The sequence below is a fragment of the Massilia alkalitolerans DSM 17462 genome, from assembly GCF_000427785.1.
GTDB lineage: Bacteria > Pseudomonadota > Gammaproteobacteria > Burkholderiales > Burkholderiaceae_D > Telluria > Telluria alkalitolerans.
Genome location: NZ_ATYR01000003.1, coordinates 93,469 through 113,876, shown reverse-complemented (window position 1 = coordinate 113,876; position 20,408 = coordinate 93,469). Strand labels below are relative to the sequence as shown.

Below are 20,408 nucleotides of genomic sequence, written 5' to 3'. Positions count from 1 at the left end.
AGTAGGGGCGAAAAAAAACCGGCCCGCAGGCCGGTCTTGAATCAGATCGCGCTGATTACTTGGTTGCAGCAGCGTCAGCAGCTTGCGAAGCAGCGGTCGAAGCAGCAGCAGCTGCGTCAGCGGCGGTCGAAGCAGCTTCCGAAGCGGCAGCAGCAGCGTCAGCGGCCGGAGCAGCGGTGGTTGCGTCGGTAGCGGCCGGGGTAGCAGCAGCGTCGGTGGTAGCAGCAGGTGCTTCAACAGCAGCCGGAGCGACCGGAGCAGCTTCTTCTTTCTTGCTGCAAGCAGCCAGAGCAACAGCCATCAGGGAAACGATCAGCAGGGATTTTTTCATGATTTTCCTTAATATTTCAAAAGTAAGTACTGCTTGTTTGAATAATAATTACCGGTAATTATTGCTCAGAGGAATTTTCGTGCTTTCGTTAAAAGCAATACTGCCAGATAGGCAACGGAACCTTCCTGACCTGATATTATAGCCAAATTTACTGAATCGCAATAGCGAACTCATTCCGTGGCGAAAGTATTTTGCGGTTTAACAAGCTTCATATTGTTACAAGATGAAACGGCCAGGCCGTCAGCTGGTAGCAACAGGCTTATAACGTTCATAAGCCTGTTGTGGTTGACTGCAAGATAGAAAAAGATTCGATCCAGATCCCATCGAAGCGATGCCGCGGCAGCTCCACCGCTTCCGCGAGCGCGAAGCTGGCTTCGCCCCGCATGTGCGCACTGTGGAAGCGGCGCACGAGGTGCAGGTCGTCGGCGATGCAGAAGGAATCGGTGAGATTGCGCAGGCCTTTCGGCGTGTTGCGGCAACTGAGCAGGTGGCCGTAGTCGCGTAGCAGGCGCAGAAAGCGCGGGTAGTGGCGTTCGATGTGGCTTGGTGAGTGCATCGCCAGGCGCAGCACGCCGCCGCGTTTGAAAAATTCCCGCAAACTTGCATCGACTTCGCTGCTTCCCAGCGGGAACACGGCGAAGTCGGGGTCGAACAGGTCGAGGCGGGTGCGCGCGGCAGCCAGGCAGGCGCGGAATTGTGTCTCGAATTCCGCCCGGGTGTCGAAACGAACCACTGCTTCCCTTGCCGCTTCCTGCATGGCGCCTCCCGCTCAGCCCAGTTCCACCCAGCCGTCCTGGTACCAGGTGTACAAGGCTTCGAGCACGTCGTCGGTGGCACTGCCCAGTAGTTCGCCGCCGATGCGGCGCTCGTTCGCCAGCACGTCCAGCACCGCCTTGTCGGCGCGGCTGACGGCGAAGGACTCGCCATTGATGAAGACGCTCTTGCCGCGATACAGCATCAGGGTCTTGCTCGACAGTTTCAAGCCCTTCTTCGCCGCGGTTTCCATGAAGCGGCCGACCGTCAGCGGCTTGGCCGGACCGGTGAAGTACACGTTGTGTTTCGGCTCGGACAGGTATTCGCCCAGGAATACCGAGACGTCTTCCTCGTCCCAGCGCACCTTGTTGAGTTCCTCGACGATGGTCGCGAGCATCTCGCGCGGGATCTCGGCCGGGTTCTTGGCCAGCTGCAGGTCCGGGTCGGCGTAGCGGCCCGGCAGGTCGATCGAGTCGGCCATGAACTGCAGGAAGGCTTCGCCCATTTCCTGGAAGGAGGGCGAGCGGAATCCGATCGAATAGGTCATGCATTCGCCCTCGGCCACGCCGTCGTGCGCATAGTGCGGCGGCAGGTAGAGCATGTCGCCCGGCTCCAGCACGAACTCCTCCTCGGCCTCGAAGTTGGCGAGGATCTTGAGCGGCAGGCCTTCGACCAGGTCGAGGTTCTGCTGGGCGCTGATGCGCCAGCGGCGCTTGCCCTGCGCCTGCAGCAGGAACACGTCGTAGGAGTCGAAGTGCGGACCGACGCCGCCGCCGTCGCTGGCGTAGCTCACCATCAGGTCGTCGAGGCGGGCATCCGGCACGAAGCGGAACTGGCGCAGCAGTTCGTCGGCGCGTTCGTCGACCAGGTTGACGCCCTGGACCAGCATGGTCCACTCGCGTTCGCTGCGGGACGGCAGTTCTTCCAGCGGACCGTGCTGCATGTCCCACTGGCCGCCGCGCAGGGTGACGAGGCGCGACTCGACGTCATTCCGGCGAGCGAGCTCGGCAAGTTTCTCGAATTTCAGGAGCGGCTTGAAGCCGGGGATGGCCTGGCGGATCAGGAGCGGTTTCTTGTGCCAGTAATCGCGCAGGAACTGGGCGGGAGTAATATTCCCGAGAAGCTGTAATTTTTTCATGCGCCATTATAACCAGCCAAATGAGCCAAACTGGCAAGTGCCATGGTTCGCTAAGGGTATAATCCGGGGCTTACAACGAAAGGATCTGCGATGAAGATTGCCAAGAATACGGTCGTGTCGGTCAACTACAAGCTGTCGGACGCCCAGAACAACCTGATCGAGGAGGGTTCCCAGCCGATGGTGTACCTGCACGGCGGCTATGAGAACACCCTGCCGAAAATCGAAGAAGAGCTCGACGGCAAGGAAACCGGCTATTCTTCGACGATCCAGGTCGAGCCGGAAGACGCCTTCGGCGACTACGATCCGGAGCTGGTGAAGGTCGAAGACCGCAAGCGCCTGCCGGAGCCGCTCGAAGTCGGCATGCAGTTCGAAGGCATGGCAGAAGGCGTGGACGACGAGCCGACCATCTTCACCGTGACCGACATCGCGGACGACAAGGTGGTCCTGGACGGCAACCACCCGCTGGCCGGCATGGCGCTGCGCTTCGACCTGTCGGTGATCGACGTGCGTGAAGCCTCGCCGGAAGAAATCGCCCACGGCCACGTGCACGGTGCGCATGGTCACCATCACGAAGAGATGGAAGACAGCGAAGAGGGCGACCACTTCCGCAGCAAGCCGCTGTAATTCAGTTGGTTCGCACCTGCGGTGCTCGGATGCGCTGCGGGACTGCGACGAACTTGGGTTCCCGCCTGCGCGGGAACGACGGTCTTGAGGCTAACGGTTAGGTTGCACGCTAGCGTTTGCGCCATCGTTAGCATTAGCACGTCATCCCGGCGGAGGCCGGGATCCAATTTCTGCCTGCGCAGCCGCTAACGCAGCACCTCACCCAGCGAAAACACATTCTCCCCCTTGCCCGTCACCCGCAACTCCACCGCGTGGGCCCCGACGGACAAGTGCCCCAGGTTGCCGCGCCACGCGATCGCCGGCCGCGCATCCGTGGGCAATCCCGCACTATCGATCACCAGCACCCGCCCCTTGAATCCGGCTGCCCGCTGCTGCAGCTGGCGGCGCGTCTCGGCAAAACCATCCTGGCCCGCCGGCGTACGCTGCAGCAGGGCGCGCAATCCGTTGGCCGGCTGCAGCAGGGGCTGCATATTCCCTTCCGCGAACAGCACCATTGCATCGACCTTGTCCTGCTTGGCGATCGCGAACAGGCGGTTGAGCCAGAAGCGGTTGGCCACGGTCCGGTCCTCGTACTCGCTGTTGCGTCCCGCCGCCGCCAGGTAGTGGTTGTTGGCCGCAGGCAGGTTGATGGTGGCGTACAGCACTTTGCCGACCTGCCAGTGGGCGTTCTCGGCATAGCTGCGAAAGCGCGGACTGCTCGACAGGCGCGTCACGGGAAGCTTGTCCTTGCCGAGCGACTCCGGCTCGCTGTAGAACAGCTCGCGCAGCCGGTTCAGGCGTTCGATGGCATTGGTGCGGCCCGCCGAATTGCGGCAGCCGGTCCAGTCGTTGCCGCTCAAGGACAGGATCACCGGACGCCTGGCCTTGTCGAACAGGTCGCGCCGCTTCTGGTAGAGGCGGTCGCCGCAGGCTTCCCCGGCCCCCTTGATGCCGGTGACGACCAGGAAGGCAAGCTCCTTGTCCCTGGCCTCGAGCAGCACCTCCTTCAGCGCGTCCTCGCCACCCTCGGCCGCGCGGTGGCCCACGACGGCGAAGCGGTGCGCATGTTCATCCGTCTCTTTCTCTTTTTTCTTGTCGCGGGCGAAGGCTGGCGTCGCCGCCAGGGCCGCCGCGAGCAGGCTCGCCAGGAGGAAGGGACGGCGCGCCGGCATCAGGCAACTAGCCGTTTCAGCTCGTAGAGCCGTTCCAGCGCTTCACGCGGGCTCAGTGCGTCGGGGTCGATGGCTGCAAGGGCCTGCTGCAGCTCGTCGTTCGCGCCGCTCGCGGGCGGGGCGGCGTTCTCCGATACTTCTTCCACCTCTTCGCTGCGCGCGGCGAACAGGTCGAGCTGGGGCGTCGTGTCCAGCGCCTGCGATTCGAGGCGCGCCAGGTGCTTGCGCGCGGCGCGGATCACGCCAGGGGGCACGCCCGCCAGCTGCGCCACCTGCAAGCCGTAGCTCTGCGAAGCGGGACCGTCCTGCACCGCGTGCAGGAACACGATGCTGTCCTTGTGCTCCACCGCCGACAGGTGCACGTTCACCGCGCTCGGGTGGGTTTCCGGCAGCTGGGTGAGCTCGAAGTAGTGGGTCGCGAACAGCGTGAAGCTGCGGCTGGTCTCGATCAGGTGGCGCGCGATCGCCCAGGCCAGCGCCAGGCCGTCGAAGGTCGAGGTGCCGCGGCCCACTTCGTCCATCAGCACCAGCGACTGCTCGGTGGCGCCGTTGAGGATGGCCGCCGATTCGGTCATCTCGACCATGAAGGTCGAGCGCCCGTTGGCCAGGTCGTCGCTGGCGCCGATGCGGGTGAAGATGCGGTCGATCGGGCCGATGGTGGCACTGGTGGCAGGCACGTAGCTGCCCACGTAGGCCAGCAGCGTGATCAATGCCACCTGGCGCATGAAGGTCGATTTACCGCCCATGTTCGGGCCGGTGATCAGGAGCATGCGGCGCTCGTTCGCCAGGCGGCAATCGTTGGCGATGAAGCGCTCGATCTGGTTTTCCACCACCGGGTGGCGGCCTTCGACGATGCTGAGGCAGGGCTCGTCCACGAGCTGGGGCGCGCACCAGTTGTTGCGCACCGCATGGCTGGTCAGCGCCACCAGGGTGTCGAGCTGGGCCAGGCCGCCGGCGATCGACTGCAGGCAGCCGATGAAGGGCGCCAGGTCGCCCAGCAGGGCGTCGTACAGCATCTTCTCGCGGGCGAGGGCGCGGTCCTGGGCCGACAGCGCCTTGTCCTCGAAGGCTTTGAGTTCCGGCGTGATGTAGCGCTCGCAGTTCTTCAGGGTCTGGCGGCGGCGGTAGTCTTCCGGCACCTTGTCGGCCTGGCCGTTGGTGACTTCGATGTAGAAGCCGTGCACCCGGTTGTACTCGACGCGCAGGTTGGCGATGCCGGTGCGGGCGCGCTCGCGCGCTTCGAGGTCGACCAGGAACTGGCCGGCGTTCTCGGACAGCGCGCGCAGCTCGTCGAGCTCGGCGTCAAAGCCGCGTGCGAACACGCCGCCGTCGCGCACCATCACGCTCGGTTCTTCCATGATCGCACGCGTCAAGAGGTCGAGGCAGGCTTGGGGTGGGGAGAGCAGATCGTGCACCTCGCGCAGCAGCGTGGTGTCGCCCGGGACGAAGCAGCGCGCCACCTGTTCACGCAAGGCCGGCAATGTTTTAAGGCCGTCGCGCAGGCAGGACAGGTCGCGCGGGCGCGCCGACAGCAGGGCGATGCGGGTGGTGATGCGTTCGATGTCGGGCACGTTGGCCAGGGTGCTGGACAAGCCGCGGGTCGCATCGAACTGGGCCAGCGCGGCGATCGCCTCGTGGCGCGAGCGCGCGACGCGCTGGTTGCGGCGTGCATGGTGCAGCCAGTGGCGCAGCATGCGCGAACCCATCGCGGTGCGGCAGCCGTCGAGCAGCGAGAACAGGGTCGGCGCTTCCTGGCCGCGGATGGTTTCGGTGAGTTCCAGGTTGCGGCGCGTCGCCGCATCCAGGCCGATGTACTCATTCTCGGTCTCGCAGGCCAGGCTCTTGACGTGCTGAAGGCCGCGGCCCTGGGTCGACTGCGCATAGCGCAGCAGCGCGCCGGCCGCGCCGAAGGCGGCGCCCATGCCGTCCGCGCCGAAGCCGGTAAGGGTGGCCACGCCCAGCTGCTCCAGCAGCGACTGGTGGCCCTTGAGGACGTCGAAATGCCACTCGGGCACGCGGTTGGTGTGCGCCACCGGCTCGGATGCGAACAGGTCGGCGCAATCGGCGCGCAGGATCTCGGCCGGCGCGATGCGCTCGAGCTCGTGCGCCAGGCGCGACTCGACCGCGCGCCCCTCCCCCGAGAATTCCATCAGGCGCAGCACGCCGCTGGCCAGCGACAGCCAGGCCAGGCCGACCGTGACGTTCTTGCGCTGGGGGAGCATGCACATGGCCAGCAGCGGGCGGTCGGCCTTTTCCGGCAGCAGGTCGCTGTCGGTCAGGGTGCCCGGGGTGACCACGCGCACCACCTTGCGCTCGACCGGGCCCTTGGACAGGGCCGGGTCGCCGATCTGCTCGCAGATGGCGCAAGATTCGCCGATCTTGACCAGCTTGGCCAGGTAGCCGTCGAGCGAGTGGAAGGGCACGCCGCACATCTTGATCGGCTGGCCATTCGAGGTGCCGCGCGCGGTCAGCGTAATGCCGAGCAGGCGCGCCGCCTTTTCCGCGTCGTCGTGGAACAACTCGTAGAAATCGCCCATGCGGTAGAAGACCAGCATGGTGGGGTAATCGGCCTTGATGCGCAGGTATTGCTGCATCATAGGAGTAACCTTACTCTTGCCGCTGTCGGTAAGTGGTTGATCTAACGGCATTTGCTCAGCTAAGTTCATGTTCTATAAGGGAGTGCANTACACGACATAAAACCTGTGGCTGCTGGCGTAGCTTATGGCGTAAGTTTTAGCAAAACACGAATTTCTTCATAGGAGAACACGCCGTTGCATCATAGGAGTAACCTTACTCTTGCCGCTGTCGGTAAGTGGTTGATCTAACGGCATTTGCTCAGCTAAGTTCATGTTCTATAAGGGAGTGCATGGATTGGAGCTCGCATTTCGGTTTGGTCACGACACTCCACAACAAACCACAACACTCCGTATTTTAGCGTAGCTTTTTGACGTCACTCATCAGCAGGTTACGCTACAATCTCTGCTCACTGCAGTCGACTGGCAAAAAGCTACGCCGACGTTACGCTGAGAGGGAACATGCAATTTGATGCGAAGGCCGCCAAACTCCTCGAGCCCGGCCAACACTTTACCATTTCCGACTGCCCAGGGCTGCGCCTGGAGGCGACCGCTACCACTCGCTCGTGGACATATCGGTACAAGAGCCCGATCGACAGCAAGATGCGGCAAGTGAAGATCGGCACGTGGCCAGCGATGTCGGCAGTAAAAGCCCAGGTCGAGTGGGAGGCGCTGCGTGATTTACGGGCGGCAGGTCGAGACCCAGCGACTGAGCGGCGAGCTGCTCGTGAGCAAGAGCGGGCAGCGGTTGACGCGGCCCGGGAGGCGGTGGCGCGCCGCGCATCGGTGCGTAGCCTGTGGAAGCTGTACTTCGAGGGGCACGTCCTGAAAAACCGTAAGCCAAAGGGAATTGAAGAAACTCGGCGGACGATTGAGAAGGTCCTTAACGAGCATCCGAACTTCGCTGAGATGGACCCGCCGAAGGTCACCAGGGCAGTTGCGTTCGATATCCTGCAAGCCTACATCGATACGCCAGTCCAGGCCGGCCGGATCCGCATGGAGCTCGGCGCCGCATGGGAATACGGGCACGACGCCGGCCGGCTCGACCCCGAGGTGCCGAACTGGTGGCGTCAGCTCATGCGCGGGAAGCTGCGCAGCAAGGGGCGCGTGCGCGAGGGCGAGCGTATCGGAACTAGCAAGCGCGTGCTCAGCGCGGAGGAGATCGGGACCCTGATCCCCTGGCTGCCCAACTTTTCGCGGCTAGTCGAGGACGTCGTCACGCTTTACCTGTGGACATGTACTCGTGGCAGTGAGATCGTGGAAATGGAAGTGGACGAGATCACGCGAGAAAAGGACGGCCTCTGGTGGACGATTCCAAAAGCGAAAACGAAAAACTCATGGCGCGATCAAGCCGTAGACTTGCGCGTCCCATTGGTTGGCCGGGCCGAGGCGATCGTGAAGCGGCGCATGGAGGTGGTCAAGGAAGGGTACATATTTCCTTCGACAGCGCGCAGCGGTCATGTCGAGCAGAAGAACATCAGTGCGATGGTATGGATGCACCAGCCGTATTCGAACACCAGGCCAGAGTATCAGCGCACCCGGCTGCCGGTCTCGCACTGGTCCGTTCATGACCTGCGCCGTACCGGCCGCACGCAGCTGACCGCGCTGGGTTGCGACTCAGACGTTGCTGAGGCAGTGATCGGCCATATGCCGACGGGGATTAAGGGAGTGTACGATTTGCACCGCTACGACAAAGAGCGACGTCAGTGGTTGACTAGGCTAAGCGAGCACTATGAATGCTTGGCCAAGGCAGGTGGTACCAACTGACGTCATTGCGGGGTGCCGCGGCGCGAGGTATTCGACGGTGGAGGTAGATCCGAAACGGGCCGCTGCTCGGCCCACTCCTCGACCTCGCGCACCAGCCAAGCAACTCGGCGCCCGGATAGTTGCCGCGGCTTTGGGAACTCGCCTTGTCGCACCAGACGTTGGACGGTAGTCGCCGCAAGAGCAACGACTCCGGCGACAGCCTCAAGCTCGAGATAAAGTGGTTTCACGACTCGGTTCTTTCTCTAATCAACTGCCTATCCGGCAGCAGGTCTGTCTTGGTCTTCGTCGCCATTCAGCACTGCAATTTCGCGGTCCAGGCACGGAATGCACACGTAGTAGCTGCCCCAGTAGTCGCCATCGACCAGCGCCCGTTCATGCCTTGCGTGGTCGCCCGGCGCGACCTGGTGGCCGTCGCCGTTCAGGCCGAAGAAGCAGGGGTGCGGCTTGCGTGTCTTCACCAGCTTGACCGTGTGACAGGTCAGTTCGGCTTCGTCGCCTTGGAACAGGTCAACGCTGATGTATTCCTGTTCGGTGTGGGTAAGCGCGCTCATAGATCACCCGCCCCCTGGGCAGCAGGTCTGTGTGTCCGCTCGACTTCAAACGGCCCGAAATAAAGGCGCGTCACGTCTGGTTTAGCGTGCGGGTGCACAATCCGCAGCCGCCAGCACTTCGGACGAAATGCGAACAGTAGCCAGCCGCCGCGCACGTCGAAGGATACAAACCAGCCGTTGCCGCGCCAGAAATCGTGGAAGCGTCCGGCCTTCATTCGCCACCCGCCACTTCCGCAGTAGAACTGTCGTCGGCGTACGGCACGCGCCCATACAGCGGCGTGTCCGAAACGATCCGTGCGACGTTCTGCAATTCAGTATCTGGGTAGCAGAGCGCCGTGATCTGCCCCTTGCGCCCGCGCTTCTGGTAATAGACGACCTTGCGACCAATCGGCAGCTCCGCTTCGATGCGCTCGATGTCCTTGCGGCGGTGCGCGCCTTCCTGGAGGCGGCTAACCTGCGGGTAGCTGGCCTGCATCATGTCGTCCCACAGCTGGCCCAGCAGCTGGATCGCGCGACCGTAGCCGATGGCGCGGCCAATCTGGTCAAGCTGTTCCTTCATCCGATCATCGCGGGCATCCAAGGCTTTCATCAGGTCGGTATTCATACTGCACCGCCTTCCTGACCTGCTGCACCCTTGGCAGTAGGTCTGTCGGCCAGCAGCGCCTTAAGGAACCCGTAGGTCAGCTGGTGCGCAGGGCTGTCGATGTCCATCGAATAGCCGCACCATTTGCCATCTGCGCGCGTCAGATGGATGTTGCTGCCGACGCGCTCGACCTTCCAGCCATCCGGCAGACCGCCTGCGCCCACAGCAGTAGCTCTGTCCTTCAGCGCGCGGATTTCGTTCGCCCATGTGTCGGCGAAGTGGCGGTTGTATTTGTTGTCCAAAATCGCGGCGGCTTCTTCCAGCCCGGCAAGCCGTCCGGCGTGATAGCCTGCGTCCGCAGCAGTAGTTCTGTTCGCCAGCAGCGCCTGCACATCAGCCAGCTTCACGTACTCGCCCCATGACCGCCGATAGATGCTTTTGTGCTCCCATTCTTCGTCCATATCGTACCGTTGCAGGCTGGACAGATCGACTGCGTTGGCGGCAGCAGGTCTGTCGGCCTGCAGGTAGGCTTTCAGCAGGCGGTCGGCTTCCTCGCGGATGCTGTTCGCGAAGGCTCGGCGGGCGCGCTCCTCGCGGCAAACCGTGATTTCCGCCATGAACTCGTTGCACGGGTCGGCCATGACTTCGATGTACTGCCGAAACGCCTGTTCCGCCGCGCTGGGTGTACTAACGGGTGCACCATGCGATTTGCTAGGCATGGACGGGCGGCCATGCCCGGGCTGACCTGGCTGTAGGCTGGGTGAATAGGCTCGGTCACGCTGCGGTTCCTTTCTGGCCGGTGCTGGCGGTGAATCGTTGGAGCGGGCATGCCGGCAGATGCTTGGTGCCCTGTGGCTGGCCACAGCGCACGCATGCTGTCGGCGAACGTGTGATATACGACAGGCGCATCAGGTGTCTCCCGGCCTGGCGAGCGCTGCTACCTGGGCGGCGGTTTGCTGGTCGCCGTCGAGCATCACGATCGCGGCTTGCGGTTGCAGGGCTGGGCACTGGCTGTTGCCACTGACCGGCGCGTCCACAAGATCATCGAAGTGGTGGAGCAGGGCCGTGCGGTACTGGCCCATCGACTGGAACCTCATGGCGTAGCTGTCGTTCGCAATGAGGTTGCGCAGCGCGCGCAGCATTACGGCGCTCAGCGGTTCTGCGGTTGTGGTCATTTGCTTCCTTCCTGTGCTGCTGGTTTGATTTGAATCTCGGTGCTGTCGATGCCTTCCTTGCTGCCGGCCAGGTAGACCGTCATCGAGACACGCCCACCGTCCTGGTAGAGCGAGAGTCCGTTGATGAAGCGGTTGCGGTCCTGGTACAGCACCGGTCGCGCGCAGTGTGCGGACCTGAGCAGCAGCATCTGATGCCGGTATGCGGCCGTGTCGAGCGGCGTGTCCTGCTCGGTCGGTACTGGGGCGGTCATGCCGCTTTCCTTTCTGCTGCCGCTTGGCGCGCGCATGCGTTGCAGCCGCCTTGCTGGACCAGCTGCTTGGCCGTGACGATCTTCCCGCACGCGCACTGCTTGCGGCGCAGGCTAATCGGCGTCGCGTTTGCAGTGTTCTCGCGGAAGCGATCCAAGGTGGACGCGCTCGGGGTTCCGAATCTCATGCGGCGCTCCTGAGCGGTGCGGCCGGCAGATGCATCCAGTGCGTGACGCATTCGGTGGCTACGGGCATGGCATCGCCCCAACGCCAGATATCGCCATCGCGATAGGCTGGCCAGACCTCGCCGTCGGTGGTGGCCACTAGAACGAGCGTGTCGTCATCAGGCAGCTGGTCGGTGGCCAGGATCCATGCGCCAGCGGCCCGTTGGATATTCGTCATTCGATTTCTTTCTGTTCCGGGCCGTCGACGCCGACGGCAAAGAAGACTTCGACCTCGGCCACGGCGCGAGCGAGGCGCTGCAGCGGCACGCGGTGCAGACCGGCGTCAATGTTCGCGAGCGCCTGGCGGAGCTCGGCCGCTTCCTCGCGCTCCACGGTGATGCTGGTCGACTGCTCATAGCGGTCGCAGATCCCGTTGAGGATGTTTGTGCCAGGGTCGAGCAGGCTGTCCTGCAGGCCGGCCCGGTTCAGGGCTGCCAGCATCTTCGAGAGCGTGTTGTACGCGTCGATCGAAGGGCAGGCGATCAGGGATTCGCCCGCCATGCGCAGTTCGAGCGCAAGCCGGTCGCGGCTCTCGGTCGCCATCGGGATGTTGGCCCGGGGCTGGAACGCGGCGCGGTGGTGGAATCGGGGCATGGCGGGCTCGCTGCTTACGGACGGCCGAGGAGGACGGTGAAGCCGTTCTCGCGAGCCTGGTCGATGTAGGCTTGGAAGGCGTCCTCGATAGCGTTCTCGGCGCGGTCCAGCTCGTACCAGAACTTCAGCTTGCTGCCGTGCAGGCGGTACTTGAGGCGCGCGCGGACCTTGTAGCCGTCGCCGTTCTTGAACAGGCGGGCTCCGATGGTGAATTCGCGCGGGATCTCGATCAGGCCGGTGCCGGCGCGGGCGTCGATCGTCTCGTTGTAGGTGAACTGCACCTGGCCGTTGTCGAGGCGCTTGTGGCTGCTGAAGCTGACTTCGGTCTTGGCCTGCAGGGTCAGTGCGACCTGCAGCAGAGTCTCGCCGGATGGCTCGACCACGTCCGCGATGTTGTCTTCCAGGAAGATGGCGAACTCTTCCTGCTCCATCGGCTTCTTGTTCGAGCCCATCCAGGTGGCGAACTCGCGGCTCAGCTCGGCGCGGAACACGGCGCGAAGGTCGCGCCAGCCTGCCGTCTCGGCCGACTTGACGTGGTCGTTCAGCACCGCCGTCAGCGTGCGCGCTTCCGGGTCGGCGTAGATGTAGACGTTCGGCGTGTTGCCCTGGTCGGCGACGAACACGTTGAAGCTGGCGATGTCGCCCAGCTGCACCGTGCCGGCCTTGCGATTCGGTGTCGCTGCCGCGCGCTCGATCGCACCGGTCAGGTCGATGTGCTTGTGGTCGCTCGGGATCACCAGGTGCGTCGTGCCGTTGACTTCTTGGGCGGCGCACGCTGCGAGCGAGAGAGCACCGATTTGCTGGATAGCGGAGGCGTCGATGTCCAGGTGCTCGGTGTTGCCTTGGCTACCGATATGGAGATGGGCCGTCGTGCCGGCGTTGTCGTTTTTGTTGTCGTTCACTTCGCGGCTTCCTTGAAGGTGATGGGTTGAGTGGGTTTCGCATCGCGCAGTTCGAGCGACTGCTGACGCGGGTGATTGCGGGACAGGTCGTTTTCTTCGGTCAGCCAGAAGAAGTCCTCGCCGCGCTCGGGTTTCGGCAGCGTGATGTTGATGCTGTCGGCGATGACGATCTTGTCGACGTCCGAGCCGCGGCCTGCCGGCTTCACCTTCAGCTTGAGCGTCAGCTCGCCACCCTTGCCGGTTTCCTTCACCTTCTCGAGCAGGGCGGCCAGCTGGGTGGTCAGCTCGGTGTGCGTGCGGCCGTCACGCAGCTCCTGGAGGAAGATGGCGAATGCGCGCGAGCTCATGCCGCCTCCGCGTGCTGCAGTTCGTTGACTGGCACACGCCACGGCTGGCCGCCGAGGGTGCCTGCCACGCGCACCAAGGCGACCTTGGCGCCGTTGCTGATGTCCGTCTTAATCTCGTGGACGGTGCCGGTTTGTGGGCCAGCTTCGCTGTCGAACTTGACTGCGGAGCCGGGGCCGATGTTGTTGCGGTCCATGCTGGTCCTTTCTGGTTGTGGTTATTGCTGACCAGCAGCGGCCGTGAGCAGCGCGCGCAGGTCGGTGGTGTGCTCGACCGTCTTCGCGATGGTCAAGTCGAGTTCGTAAAATCGGTTTTTATCGCTCTCGTATTGCCCCGAGATCTTGAGGTTCGCCACCAGCCAGTCGACGATCTGCTTGTCGCTGACCTTGCCGGCCGCGCCGCGTGCGAGAGCCTTCGGCGTGACCTTGCTCTTGCCCGATGCCTTTGCGGCTTCCAGACCTTCCCGAATGACCGCCCCGGCCTTGCTGCCGTGCTTCTTGACGATGTTGAGCGCCGCGGTGCCCGAGATCTGGCCGGCGGTGACCGCCTGGTGCACGTCGCTGTTCGATTCGGCCAGCCGGATCATGTCCTTCACGTGCTGGGCCGACTTGCCGCGGCGGTCGGCAATCTGTTTCTCGGACCATCCGAAGCCGATCAGCTTGCGGTACTGGACGCCCAGCTGCAGCGGCGTGAGCGCCAGGCCCGATGCGCTGTTGAGCATGTGGGCGACGCGGTCGGCGTCGTTCCCGCGGAACTGGCGGCAAGCGAGGGCCTTGATCTCGAAGCCCTTGTCGATCGCATCGAGTGCGGCGGCGTGGCGGTGGTGGCCATCCACGATCAGGATGCGGTTGTCTTCGACGCGCACCTCCAGCGGCGGAAAGGTCGCGCCGCTCCGCATTGCCAGCGACATCGCGGCCACGTGGTCAGGATCCAGAGGTCGGGCATTGAAGCCTTCCTCGATCTCCATGGCACGCGGGTCAACCTCAAACTGAGTTGTCTTCGATACAGCCGGATTGCTCTTGTCTTCGGCTGCGGCCTTCAGCGAGGCCATGTGGTTTGCGTATGCCATAGTTATTTGTCGTTGGCCTGCAGCTTCTTCACGTCGACGCGCGCGCGGCGCTGCATATGCCGGCGTGCTACGGCCTCCAAAATCAATTTGAGGGCCGGGTGCTTGAGCATTTCGTCCAGGTCGGCGTCCGTTTGGAGCCTCATGTGCGCCACTTCGAGAGCGGCGCGGTCTGGAACGATGCGGAGCATGTCAGTACATGCGCAGCTTGTAGGCCCGGCGAATCGCCTCCAGGCGGCGCAGGCCAGTGAATCGGTAGTAGCGGTAGAGAGCGAAGAAACCCATGTCATTCCCTTTCTCGGCGTCCGAGGTACGCTGTGGCAAAATGGTTAATTTCACAACTTAGGAGCTTCGATGCCGCATCCAGATATCTCCAAGGTCGACATGGCCACCCTGACCGTTGTCCAGGAAGTCCTGCGAGGCTTCATGAATGCTCTGATTTCAAGCGAATCAGCCGACCCGAGCAAGCTGGCAAAAGCGCTTGAGGAATTCACTGCCCCCCCGGGGCTGGAGCCGATTTCGAAGACGATGCTTCTTGATCTTGCGAAAGGAGCTTCGATCCTGGCTCAGATGCGGAACTCGAAAGGGTGAAAAGCTTTTGATTGCGCCAGGCTGCCAGGTCATGGGGCTGGGCTGGCTTTGCCGGCGCCTGCAATAGGCTCCAGAGGGATTCGTCCAGTTCCCGCTCCCCGATGACTTCCATCGCGCCGGACATCTTGGCGATGAAGGAGTGCAGGCGGTCATCGACGCAGGTTGGCTCGGCCTGGATGGCCTCGCGAGCACAGCGGAGGATCGTGTCGCGCAGTTTGGCGGCGGTCGTCATCACTGCACCTCGCAGCTGGTGACGGTGATGCCGCAGGGCACATCGGCAAAGCGTTCAGCAGCGTCTTCTGCAGCCTGAGCGGCCGACGCAGCGAGGGCGGGGTAGACGTAAGGCTTGCCGCCGGTGCGGACAGTAATCTGGAAGGTGCTCATCATCGCTCCGAAAGGGTTGATGAGAGTCATTATAGCGCTTCGCTAAAGTCTGTAAAGCGTTATTTGTAGCGATGCGCTAAATATTGCTGTTGGTATGACTGAAATGTAGGTGATGAAGACAAAAAAATACCCGCATAAACGGGTAGATTTAGCGGCGCTATACTTCAGAGCGATTCAAGTGCTGAGAACGCAGACAAGACTTGTTTGAGGTTAGCGCGCTCGCGAGTGGTGAGCTCGTGGTCATGAGTGCGGTCCCGGCCAATGAAGCGGATAGTCACCGACTTGGCAGTTGCAACTTTACTCAGCATTCGTTGCTCATCAGCCTCAGCTCGGAGATCAGCCACTTCCCATACGTGGCCTCCATCATTATCTCTCGTTATATGTTCTCGACCTATGGGTCTGTCGAAAACGAGGCTTCCGTCCGCGACAATTTTCACGTGCTTGAAGAGTACCCATCGTGAGCCGTAGTAGATCGGGCTGAAGCGGAGTGCTGCTGGGCCTTCAGCTGGCACCGCGATGTACGCTTTTAATCGACTGCTCGTCAAAGTGTTTGAGTCCGCCTGGTAGAAGTCGGCATTGGCAAACTTGTCGTACTTGCCTTTGAGAGACTTGGTCGCGGCTGCAATGATAGCTTTGCGTTCGGGGGGCGCAATTTTTTTAGCGGGCGCCGGAAGCGTAGTCTCAGCGGCAGCCGGCTTGAGAGCCGGCTGTGGCAGAGTGGAATACACGCAACCGATCACGATAACGCCCAGGAACACCCATCTTCCAATTCCCATTTCGCTCCCACTTTAGTTTGCACGTTGAGCTATGTCGCAGTTAGCCAGCGTGGACCTATAGTCCGCCAGTGCCGCTTCGGTCGCGGACGCGGCCGATAACCGTGATGTGCTCGTTTGCCAGATCAGCCGGCACTTCCTCGTCCTTATAGGCAGGATTCACACTTCGCAAAACCAGAGTGCCGTCGAGTCGCTTACTTAAATACTTCACGCGCAACTGATCGCCGTACCGGAGTGCGTACAGTCGTCCGTCAATCACATCGATCTCGTCCAGGTTGACAAGGATGGTATCTCTGTCGAATAAAAATGGCTCTTGACTGTCCCCTGCGACTCTGAAGCGGCGCACACGATCAGGATTGAGTCCGTGCTTCTGGAACCATGACCGACGGTAGGTTGCCGGTTCAGCATCTTCAACTAGCTCGTAATGAATTTTCCCGTCTCCACCAGCAAACTCGATTCTTGACTCAGGCACAAGGACAATATCGTCAGGCACACCGTCCTCAGCATCAAACGCAGCGACCGTCGAATTGTTGAACGGAAGCTGTCTTTCGTTGGTGCGTCTGTCGACCGAAACTAGATTGTCTGGGGGCTCAACGCCTGATTCTGCCGGGCGGATGTGATCCACATGCAAGGTATCGATCCACCCATTCGGCTCTCCAATTGCAGCCTCTATGCGCCGCGCGATGTCGTCACCCATAGTCTTCGGGGTGCCGGATTTGCTGTCGGGCGTTCGATTCTTGATCTGACTCAAGTAGGCAGGCGATGTTCTTGCCACTTCGGCAAGTTTGGCGGCGGACCCAACGCGCTTGATTGCAAGCTCAAGGTTGAGTCTTCGAACTTCGTCATTAGTTTGCATCCGCGCATTAAATAGCAAAACGCTATATTTGGAAATATGCGATTCGCTATTGCATTTGTTTAGCGAATCGCTATAATTGGTCGCTATGGACATCAAAACTTACCTTTCTCAAGGACGCGGCCGACAGGCGGCTTTAGCTAAAGCGATTGGGGCACACGCCCCTGATGTCAGCCGCTGGGCAAGAGGAAAACGTCCTATTCCTGTTGAATACGGAGCACGCATCGAAACCGCTACCGGGGGACAGGTCACACGTAAGGAAATGTTCCCTGACGGGTGGGCTGTGATCTGGCCGGAGCTTTTAGACCGACCAGTAGGACAGCAAAAAAACGGCCGTTAAAGCTGTAGTCCCCACACGACCCGGCCACCGACCTTCCTGGCCGAAAGGGTAAGCAAGCGCCCTGACCGAACAAACAAGGTCACCTGAATTACTGGAGCAATTCGTTTGCGCTCCCACCGGAGCCTCGACAGCAAGCGTGACTTTCGTGCGCGTTGAGAATTGCCCATAGGAAATTTAATTACGGAATTAGTTTGATGCAGGAAATGTATCGCACTGGTCCAAACAGCAATACCCAAGGAATGGAAGGAAAGACCGTGGAAATGTTGAACGCCTACCAAGACATGATCAAGGTGCACGGCTGGAACGGTACCGCAGCGACGCTCGGCATGACGAAGTCGCAGTTGGAGGCCCGCGTGTACGAAGTGAAAGGGCAAGGCATGCGCGTCGACACCGCGCTGCTGATCCAGTCCTACGCAGGCACCACCCACTTTGCCCAGGCCGTGGCTGCCGCATCCGGCGGCGTGTTCATGGAACTGCCGCAGGCTGAGTGCGTGACCGGCGAAGAACTTCACGCTAAGTTCCACGAGCTGTATTCCGAACTGGGCGCCCTGTCGGCCACCTACACCAACGCGGTGAGGGACGGCGAGATCGATGCGCGAGAGCGCAACGACCTGGAGGACATCGGCCAGCAGATGCACAAGACCATGGCCGAACTAATGGCCCTCATGTTCCAGATCTACTGCCGCCAGCCGGCGGCTGCAATCGAAGCACCTGGTCATGGCCGCTGACTCGAATCCGACCCTCGACCGCATCGTGACCGACTCTTCCCGCCGCACCCACCGCGACCTGTGGCCGGTGCCTGTTCGGGCGCCGGTGGACAAGGTCCGCGTCCTCGCGCACCTGACCGCCCAGCTGGCCGCACTGCAGAACGATGAGGTGGCCAATGTCGGCGCTTGATCCCAGCGTGATCCCGGCAGAACTCGCCAATCGGTCCCAATGGCTGGTGTGGAAGTTCGAACCGGGCGAGAAAAAGCCGAAGAAGATGCCGTACTACGCATCCGGCCGGCGCCGTACCGGCAAGCAGGGGAGCGACGAAGACCGTAGCGAGCTGGTCTCGCTGTCGGCCGCCATGGCGCGCCTCGACGCTGGCTACTCCGGCATCGGCTTTGCCTTCCTTCCTGGCGACGGCCTCATCGGTATTGATATCGACGGCTGCATCGACGAAGAGGGGGCCGTTGCTCAGCGCGCGGCGGACATCATCAAGGCCTGCGGTTCCTACACCGAGTACTCCCCTTCGCGTAAGGGTGTGCACATCATCGTGTCCGGCGAGACCAGGACCTTCAAGTCGAACGACATCGGCCTCGAGGTTTTCTGTGGTGCGCAATTTTTCACCTTCACCGCTTCACCTTTCCCCGGCACCCCTGACCAGGTCGCGCCGATCGATGCCCGTGTTCTCAACCGCCTGCAGCTGACTGTACAGCAGGCGAAGGGCGCCAATCCTGCGCGCGCACAACTGCCGCCGCCAGCTGGTACCGATGAGCGAGCCAAGCTTGATTCCGCGCTGGCATGCATCAATCCGGACTGCGGGTACGACGACTGGATCCGCGTCGGCATGGGCATCTACGCAGCCCTTGGTCCAAGCGGCTTGGCGGTGTGGGATTATTGGTCGTCGCGCTCGTCCAAGTATGCAGGCGTCAAGGACCTCGAAGGACATTGGAAGTCGTTCGGCGGTGACGGCGGCATCACGGTCGCCACGGTCTACAAGATGGCCGTCGACGCTGGCTGGCGGCCGCCGCGCACGCCCGGTTCCTACAATGCGCCGATGCCGGCCGCACAAGCCGCCCGGGAGGTCCCTGCCTACTTGGACGAAGTGCCGCCACCTTCCGTGCCTTCCGCTGTGCCGGAAGCGCCTGCGATGGTCGTGCCGACGCTCGAGGTGCTGCTGTCGCACTTCAGCCTGATCTATCCGACCACGGACGTATGGGACAGCCTGCGCAAGCAGCGCCTGAAGAAGTCCGCCTTCACCGCCTGGGTCGGCAAGGAGCTGGCCGCCACCTGGGAGAAGGACTCTAAGCGCCGCACGATCATGCGCGACTCCCTGCCCACCCTCATCGGGGGGAAAGCGGTCGAGGGCGGCGCGGGCGGCGGCAAGCTGGGCGAGATGCTCGACAACCTGACGCTGCTGCGCGGCACCGAAACGGTATGGGACGGGATCGGCCAGCAGGTCATGACGCTGGGCGCTGTGCGCGCCGACTACACGGCCGAGCTGACCTCGAAGTGGCAGGAGCATGCGCAGCGCAAGACGATCGAGGCCCGCAACCTGGTGTTCGATCCGACCCAGACCGCGGACCCGGTCAGCCACGTAAACATCTTCCTTGGCTGGCCGCTGTCGCCGAAAGAGAACGCAAAGCTGGTCGAGCCGATCCTCGCGCTCCTTGCATCGCTGTGCGACGCCGAAGACAAGGTCGCCGAATGCGTCGAGTGGATCCTGCGCTGGCTGGCCTATCCCCTCCAGCACCCGGGCGCCAAGATGCAGACCGCGCTGCTGATGTTCGGCGAGAAGCAGGGTACCGGCAAGTCCCTGTTCTTCCAGGACGTGATGCTGCCGATCTACGGCGACTACGGCACGGTGGCCAGCCAACACCAGCTGGACTCCAGCTTCACGGCCTGGCGCAGCCGCAAGCTGTTCGTCCTCTTCGAAGAGGTGCTCTCGCGCGATGACAAGTACAGCCACAACGGCACGCTCAAGTACATGATCACCGGCAAGACCATGAGCATCAACCAGAAGAACCTGCCGGAGCGGGACGAGCGCAACCACATGAACTCGGCCTTCCTGTCGAACGAACCGCAGCCGATCCCGATCGAGCTGGAAGACCGGCGCTTCATGGTGATCGAGGCCAGGCGCAAGCAGGACCCGGACTTCTATGCCGAGGTGCAGCGGTCCATCGTGGCCGGCGGCATCGAGGCCTTTTACCACTTCCTGCTGAACCTGCCGCTGGACGACTTCAACGAGCACACCAAGCCGCCGATGACGCTGGCCAAGGAGCGCGTGATCGAGTTCGGCCTGGCCGGCTGGATGAGCTTCCACCGCGCGTGGAAGGATGGGTACCTGGATGCGCCGTACTGCTCCTGCCTGTCGGAGGACCTGTACATCATCTACAAGCGGTGGTGCGACAAGAGCGGGGAGAAGCCGCTGACGCTGTGCAAGTTCGCCGGCCTGATCGCCAGTCGTGAGCACAAGGCAAAGAAGAGCGTGGCTGTCGAGAGCAAGCACAAGAAGACGCGCATGGTCTTCGTGGTCGAGAACCCGGACCACCCGGAAGACCTGGAAGCACAGATCGCGAAGTTCAGGAAGCTGAGTGACGTTCGTGCGGACCGGGCGTTGCAGGGTTGAGCAGGGTTGCATGTAAACCCTGCAAGGCTGGAAGCTGCATGGATAGTGGGTTCTAGCAGGGTATGCAGGGTTTGCCGGGTTTTGCGCACGTATGCGCGAAATGCAGT

At 62.2% G+C, this 20,408-nt stretch carries 30 protein-coding genes; 6 read left to right on the top strand and 24 right to left on the bottom strand.

The window, feature by feature from the left end:
- Nucleotides 1–55 precede the first annotated feature (55 nt).
- The 3 genes from YWC_RS31925 to YWC_RS0104450 form a co-directional block, all read right to left on the bottom strand.
- Nucleotides 56–331 (bottom strand): hypothetical protein, encoded by a 276-nt coding sequence (locus tag YWC_RS31925; protein WP_084416303.1) that lies wholly within the window; start codon nt 329–331, stop codon nt 56–58.
- Between the two features lie 268 nt (nt 332–599).
- Entirely contained in the window at nt 600–1,088 is a 489-nt protein-coding gene (locus YWC_RS0104455; RefSeq protein WP_027864293.1) for a DUF7931 domain-containing protein, read from the bottom strand.
- Between the two features lie 12 nt (nt 1,089–1,100).
- Complete coding sequence (locus YWC_RS0104450; RefSeq protein ID WP_027864292.1) at nt 1,101–2,222, bottom strand: ribosomal protein uL16 3-hydroxylase; 1,122 nt, start codon at nt 2,220–2,222, stop codon at nt 1,101–1,103.
- 90 nt (nt 2,223–2,312) lie between these two features.
- Between YWC_RS0104450 and YWC_RS0104445 the strand changes: the two genes are divergently transcribed.
- Nucleotides 2,313–2,846 carry an FKBP-type peptidyl-prolyl cis-trans isomerase gene (locus tag YWC_RS0104445; RefSeq protein WP_027864291.1) on the top strand — a complete coding sequence of 178 codons (534 nt, stop codon included), beginning with the start codon at nt 2,313–2,315 and terminating at the stop codon, nt 2,844–2,846.
- Between the two features lie 185 nt (nt 2,847–3,031).
- Here YWC_RS0104445 and YWC_RS0104440 read toward each other — a convergent pair whose 3' ends face one another.
- Both YWC_RS0104440 and mutS read right to left on the bottom strand, forming a co-directional pair.
- A complete protein-coding gene (locus tag YWC_RS0104440; RefSeq protein WP_027864290.1) occupies nt 3,032–3,997 on the bottom strand; it encodes a hypothetical protein in 966 nt (321 codons plus the stop codon).
- Nucleotides 3,997–6,594, bottom strand: a complete 2,598-nt coding sequence (mutS, locus tag YWC_RS0104435; RefSeq protein ID WP_156923499.1) for a DNA mismatch repair protein MutS — start codon at nt 6,592–6,594, stop codon at nt 3,997–3,999. Before mutS ends, YWC_RS0104440 begins: the two co-directional genes overlap by 1 nt.
- A 438-nt stretch (nt 6,595–7,032) precedes the next feature.
- Between mutS and YWC_RS0104430 the strand changes: the two genes are divergently transcribed.
- Nucleotides 7,033–8,337 (top strand): tyrosine-type recombinase/integrase, encoded by a 1,305-nt coding sequence (locus YWC_RS0104430; RefSeq protein WP_027864288.1) that lies wholly within the window; start codon nt 7,033–7,035, stop codon nt 8,335–8,337.
- A gap of 2 nt (nt 8,338–8,339) precedes the next feature.
- Here YWC_RS0104430 and YWC_RS31920 read toward each other — a convergent pair whose 3' ends face one another.
- The 19 genes from YWC_RS31920 to YWC_RS31430 all read right to left on the bottom strand — a co-directional run bounded on the left by YWC_RS31920 (nt 8,340) and on the right by YWC_RS31430 (nt 16,723).
- The gene (locus YWC_RS31920) at nt 8,340–8,564 is read right to left on the bottom strand and encodes a helix-turn-helix transcriptional regulator (RefSeq protein ID WP_084416302.1); all 225 of its coding nucleotides are present in this window, start codon (nt 8,562–8,564) and stop codon (nt 8,340–8,342) included.
- A 27-nt stretch (nt 8,565–8,591) separates the two neighbouring features.
- A complete protein-coding gene (locus tag YWC_RS0104425) occupies nt 8,592–8,888 on the bottom strand; it encodes a hypothetical protein (RefSeq protein WP_027864287.1) in 297 nt (98 codons plus the stop codon).
- Nucleotides 8,885–9,103 carry a hypothetical protein gene (locus tag YWC_RS32660; RefSeq protein ID WP_156923497.1) on the bottom strand — a complete coding sequence of 73 codons (219 nt, stop codon included), beginning with the start codon at nt 9,101–9,103 and terminating at the stop codon, nt 8,885–8,887. Before YWC_RS32660 ends, YWC_RS0104425 begins: the two co-directional genes overlap by 4 nt.
- On the bottom strand, nt 9,100–9,492 hold the full coding sequence (locus YWC_RS0104420; RefSeq protein ID WP_027864286.1) for a hypothetical protein: 393 nt from the start codon (nt 9,490–9,492) through the stop codon (nt 9,100–9,102). The genes YWC_RS32660 and YWC_RS0104420 overlap by 4 nt, the downstream gene beginning before the upstream one ends.
- Nucleotides 9,489–10,112 (bottom strand): hypothetical protein, encoded by a 624-nt coding sequence (locus YWC_RS0104415; RefSeq protein WP_027864285.1) that lies wholly within the window; start codon nt 10,110–10,112, stop codon nt 9,489–9,491. The genes YWC_RS0104420 and YWC_RS0104415 overlap by 4 nt, the downstream gene beginning before the upstream one ends.
- 267 nt (nt 10,113–10,379) lie before the next feature.
- Nucleotides 10,380–10,646 carry a hypothetical protein gene (locus tag YWC_RS0104410; protein WP_027864284.1) on the bottom strand — a complete coding sequence of 89 codons (267 nt, stop codon included), beginning with the start codon at nt 10,644–10,646 and terminating at the stop codon, nt 10,380–10,382.
- Nucleotides 10,643–10,897 carry a hypothetical protein gene (locus YWC_RS0104405; RefSeq protein WP_027864283.1) on the bottom strand — a complete coding sequence of 85 codons (255 nt, stop codon included), beginning with the start codon at nt 10,895–10,897 and terminating at the stop codon, nt 10,643–10,645. Before YWC_RS0104405 ends, YWC_RS0104410 begins: the two co-directional genes overlap by 4 nt.
- Complete coding sequence (locus YWC_RS32655) at nt 10,894–11,082, bottom strand: hypothetical protein (RefSeq protein ID WP_027864282.1); 189 nt, start codon at nt 11,080–11,082, stop codon at nt 10,894–10,896. Before YWC_RS32655 ends, YWC_RS0104405 begins: the two co-directional genes overlap by 4 nt.
- Nucleotides 11,079–11,297: a DUF551 domain-containing protein gene (locus YWC_RS0104395; RefSeq protein ID WP_027864281.1), complete on the bottom strand. Its 219-nt coding sequence runs from the start codon at nt 11,295–11,297 to the stop codon at nt 11,079–11,081. Before YWC_RS0104395 ends, YWC_RS32655 begins: the two co-directional genes overlap by 4 nt.
- Complete coding sequence (locus YWC_RS0104390) at nt 11,294–11,713, bottom strand: hypothetical protein (protein ID WP_027864280.1); 420 nt, start codon at nt 11,711–11,713, stop codon at nt 11,294–11,296. Before YWC_RS0104390 ends, YWC_RS0104395 begins: the two co-directional genes overlap by 4 nt.
- Nucleotides 11,714–11,727: 14 nt before the next feature.
- Nucleotides 11,728–12,615, bottom strand: coding sequence for a DUF2303 family protein (locus YWC_RS31435; protein ID WP_051306217.1), 888 nt, complete (start codon nt 12,613–12,615; stop codon nt 11,728–11,730).
- On the bottom strand, nt 12,612–12,962 hold the full coding sequence (locus YWC_RS28255; RefSeq protein ID WP_051306216.1) for a YfdP family phage-associated protein: 351 nt from the start codon (nt 12,960–12,962) through the stop codon (nt 12,612–12,614). The genes YWC_RS31435 and YWC_RS28255 overlap by 4 nt, the downstream gene beginning before the upstream one ends.
- Complete coding sequence (locus YWC_RS0104375; protein WP_027864279.1) at nt 12,959–13,156, bottom strand: hypothetical protein; 198 nt, start codon at nt 13,154–13,156, stop codon at nt 12,959–12,961. Before YWC_RS0104375 ends, YWC_RS28255 begins: the two co-directional genes overlap by 4 nt.
- 21 nt (nt 13,157–13,177) lie before the next feature.
- The gene (locus YWC_RS28250) at nt 13,178–14,029 is read right to left on the bottom strand and encodes a ParB-like helix-turn-helix domain-containing protein (RefSeq protein ID WP_084416300.1); all 852 of its coding nucleotides are present in this window, start codon (nt 14,027–14,029) and stop codon (nt 13,178–13,180) included.
- Between the two features lie 2 nt (nt 14,030–14,031).
- Nucleotides 14,032–14,217 (bottom strand): hypothetical protein, encoded by a 186-nt coding sequence (locus tag YWC_RS0104365; protein WP_027864278.1) that lies wholly within the window; start codon nt 14,215–14,217, stop codon nt 14,032–14,034.
- A 299-nt stretch (nt 14,218–14,516) separates the two neighbouring features.
- A complete protein-coding gene (locus YWC_RS28245; RefSeq protein ID WP_036213052.1) occupies nt 14,517–14,849 on the bottom strand; it encodes a hypothetical protein in 333 nt (110 codons plus the stop codon).
- Nucleotides 14,849–15,031: a hypothetical protein gene (locus YWC_RS0104350; protein ID WP_027864276.1), complete on the bottom strand. Its 183-nt coding sequence runs from the start codon at nt 15,029–15,031 to the stop codon at nt 14,849–14,851. The genes YWC_RS28245 and YWC_RS0104350 overlap by 1 nt, the downstream gene beginning before the upstream one ends.
- Before the next feature lie 134 nt (nt 15,032–15,165).
- Nucleotides 15,166–15,759 carry a hypothetical protein gene (locus YWC_RS32650; RefSeq protein ID WP_156923493.1) on the bottom strand — a complete coding sequence of 198 codons (594 nt, stop codon included), beginning with the start codon at nt 15,757–15,759 and terminating at the stop codon, nt 15,166–15,168.
- A gap of 73 nt (nt 15,760–15,832) precedes the next feature.
- A complete protein-coding gene (locus tag YWC_RS31430; RefSeq protein WP_156923491.1) occupies nt 15,833–16,723 on the bottom strand; it encodes a LexA family transcriptional regulator in 891 nt (296 codons plus the stop codon).
- Here YWC_RS31430 and YWC_RS31915 point away from each other — a divergent pair.
- The 4 genes from YWC_RS31915 (at nt 16,716) to YWC_RS31425 (ending at nt 20,301) form a co-directional block, all read left to right on the top strand.
- Nucleotides 16,716–16,967, top strand: coding sequence for a transcriptional regulator (locus YWC_RS31915; RefSeq protein ID WP_084416299.1), 252 nt, complete (start codon nt 16,716–16,718; stop codon nt 16,965–16,967). The genes YWC_RS31430 and YWC_RS31915 overlap by 8 nt on opposite strands.
- A 260-nt stretch (nt 16,968–17,227) precedes the next feature.
- Nucleotides 17,228–17,695: a YmfL family putative regulatory protein gene (locus tag YWC_RS0104335; protein WP_027864274.1), complete on the top strand. Its 468-nt coding sequence runs from the start codon at nt 17,228–17,230 to the stop codon at nt 17,693–17,695.
- Nucleotides 17,685–17,864, top strand: a complete 180-nt coding sequence (locus YWC_RS0104330) for a hypothetical protein (protein WP_027864273.1) — start codon at nt 17,685–17,687, stop codon at nt 17,862–17,864. Before YWC_RS0104335 ends, YWC_RS0104330 begins: the two co-directional genes overlap by 11 nt.
- Nucleotides 17,851–20,301 carry a DUF5906 domain-containing protein gene (locus tag YWC_RS31425; protein ID WP_169728086.1) on the top strand — a complete coding sequence of 817 codons (2,451 nt, stop codon included), beginning with the start codon at nt 17,851–17,853 and terminating at the stop codon, nt 20,299–20,301. The genes YWC_RS0104330 and YWC_RS31425 overlap by 14 nt, the downstream gene beginning before the upstream one ends.
- Nucleotides 20,302–20,408 lie beyond the last annotated feature (107 nt).

What these genes read in the sequence shown, in the direction of transcription:
- YWC_RS31925 (WP_084416303.1), bottom strand. Translation starts at nt 331, where the DNA reads ATGAAAAAATCCCTGCTGATCGTTTCCCTGATGGCTGTTGCTCTGGCT.
- YWC_RS0104455 (WP_027864293.1), bottom strand. Translation starts at nt 1,088, where the DNA reads ATGCAGGAAGCGGCAAGGGAAGCAGTGGTTCGTTTCGACACCCGGGCG.
- YWC_RS0104450 (WP_027864292.1), bottom strand. Translation starts at nt 2,222, where the DNA reads ATGAAAAAATTACAGCTTCTCGGGAATATTACTCCCGCCCAGTTCCTG.
- YWC_RS0104445 (WP_027864291.1), top strand. Translation starts at nt 2,313, where the DNA reads ATGAAGATTGCCAAGAATACGGTCGTGTCGGTCAACTACAAGCTGTCG.
- YWC_RS0104440 (WP_027864290.1), bottom strand. Translation starts at nt 3,997, where the DNA reads ATGCCGGCGCGCCGTCCCTTCCTCCTGGCGAGCCTGCTCGCGGCGGCC.
- mutS (WP_156923499.1), bottom strand. Translation starts at nt 6,594, where the DNA reads ATGATGCAGCAATACCTGCGCATCAAGGCCGATTACCCCACCATGCTG.
- YWC_RS0104430 (WP_027864288.1), top strand. Translation starts at nt 7,033, where the DNA reads ATGCAATTTGATGCGAAGGCCGCCAAACTCCTCGAGCCCGGCCAACAC.
- YWC_RS0104425 (WP_027864287.1), bottom strand. Translation starts at nt 8,888, where the DNA reads ATGAGCGCGCTTACCCACACCGAACAGGAATACATCAGCGTTGACCTG.
- YWC_RS32660 (WP_156923497.1), bottom strand. Translation starts at nt 9,103, where the DNA reads ATGAAGGCCGGACGCTTCCACGATTTCTGGCGCGGCAACGGCTGGTTT.
- YWC_RS0104420 (WP_027864286.1), bottom strand. Translation starts at nt 9,492, where the DNA reads ATGAATACCGACCTGATGAAAGCCTTGGATGCCCGCGATGATCGGATG.
- YWC_RS0104415 (WP_027864285.1), bottom strand. Translation starts at nt 10,112, where the DNA reads ATGGCCGACCCGTGCAACGAGTTCATGGCGGAAATCACGGTTTGCCGC.
- YWC_RS0104410 (WP_027864284.1), bottom strand. Translation starts at nt 10,646, where the DNA reads ATGACCACAACCGCAGAACCGCTGAGCGCCGTAATGCTGCGCGCGCTG.
- YWC_RS0104405 (WP_027864283.1), bottom strand. Translation starts at nt 10,897, where the DNA reads ATGACCGCCCCAGTACCGACCGAGCAGGACACGCCGCTCGACACGGCC.
- YWC_RS32655 (WP_027864282.1), bottom strand. Translation starts at nt 11,082, where the DNA reads ATGAGATTCGGAACCCCGAGCGCGTCCACCTTGGATCGCTTCCGCGAG.
- YWC_RS0104395 (WP_027864281.1), bottom strand. Translation starts at nt 11,297, where the DNA reads ATGACGAATATCCAACGGGCCGCTGGCGCATGGATCCTGGCCACCGAC.
- YWC_RS0104390 (WP_027864280.1), bottom strand. Translation starts at nt 11,713, where the DNA reads ATGCCCCGATTCCACCACCGCGCCGCGTTCCAGCCCCGGGCCAACATC.
- YWC_RS28255 (WP_051306216.1), bottom strand. Translation starts at nt 12,962, where the DNA reads ATGAGCTCGCGCGCATTCGCCATCTTCCTCCAGGAGCTGCGTGACGGC.
- YWC_RS0104375 (WP_027864279.1), bottom strand. Translation starts at nt 13,156, where the DNA reads ATGGACCGCAACAACATCGGCCCCGGCTCCGCAGTCAAGTTCGACAGC.
- YWC_RS28250 (WP_084416300.1), bottom strand. Translation starts at nt 14,029, where the DNA reads ATGGCATACGCAAACCACATGGCCTCGCTGAAGGCCGCAGCCGAAGAC.
- YWC_RS0104365 (WP_027864278.1), bottom strand. Translation starts at nt 14,217, where the DNA reads ATGCTCCGCATCGTTCCAGACCGCGCCGCTCTCGAAGTGGCGCACATG.
- YWC_RS28245 (WP_036213052.1), bottom strand. Translation starts at nt 14,849, where the DNA reads ATGACGACCGCCGCCAAACTGCGCGACACGATCCTCCGCTGTGCTCGC.
- YWC_RS0104350 (WP_027864276.1), bottom strand. Translation starts at nt 15,031, where the DNA reads ATGACTCTCATCAACCCTTTCGGAGCGATGATGAGCACCTTCCAGATT.
- YWC_RS31915 (WP_084416299.1), top strand. Translation starts at nt 16,716, where the DNA reads ATGGACATCAAAACTTACCTTTCTCAAGGACGCGGCCGACAGGCGGCT.
- YWC_RS31430 (WP_156923491.1), bottom strand. Translation starts at nt 16,723, where the DNA reads ATGTCCATAGCGACCAATTATAGCGATTCGCTAAACAAATGCAATAGC.
- YWC_RS0104335 (WP_027864274.1), top strand. Translation starts at nt 17,228, where the DNA reads ATGTTGAACGCCTACCAAGACATGATCAAGGTGCACGGCTGGAACGGT.
- YWC_RS0104330 (WP_027864273.1), top strand. Translation starts at nt 17,685, where the DNA reads ATGGCCGCTGACTCGAATCCGACCCTCGACCGCATCGTGACCGACTCT.
- YWC_RS31425 (WP_169728086.1), top strand. Translation starts at nt 17,851, where the DNA reads ATGTCGGCGCTTGATCCCAGCGTGATCCCGGCAGAACTCGCCAATCGG.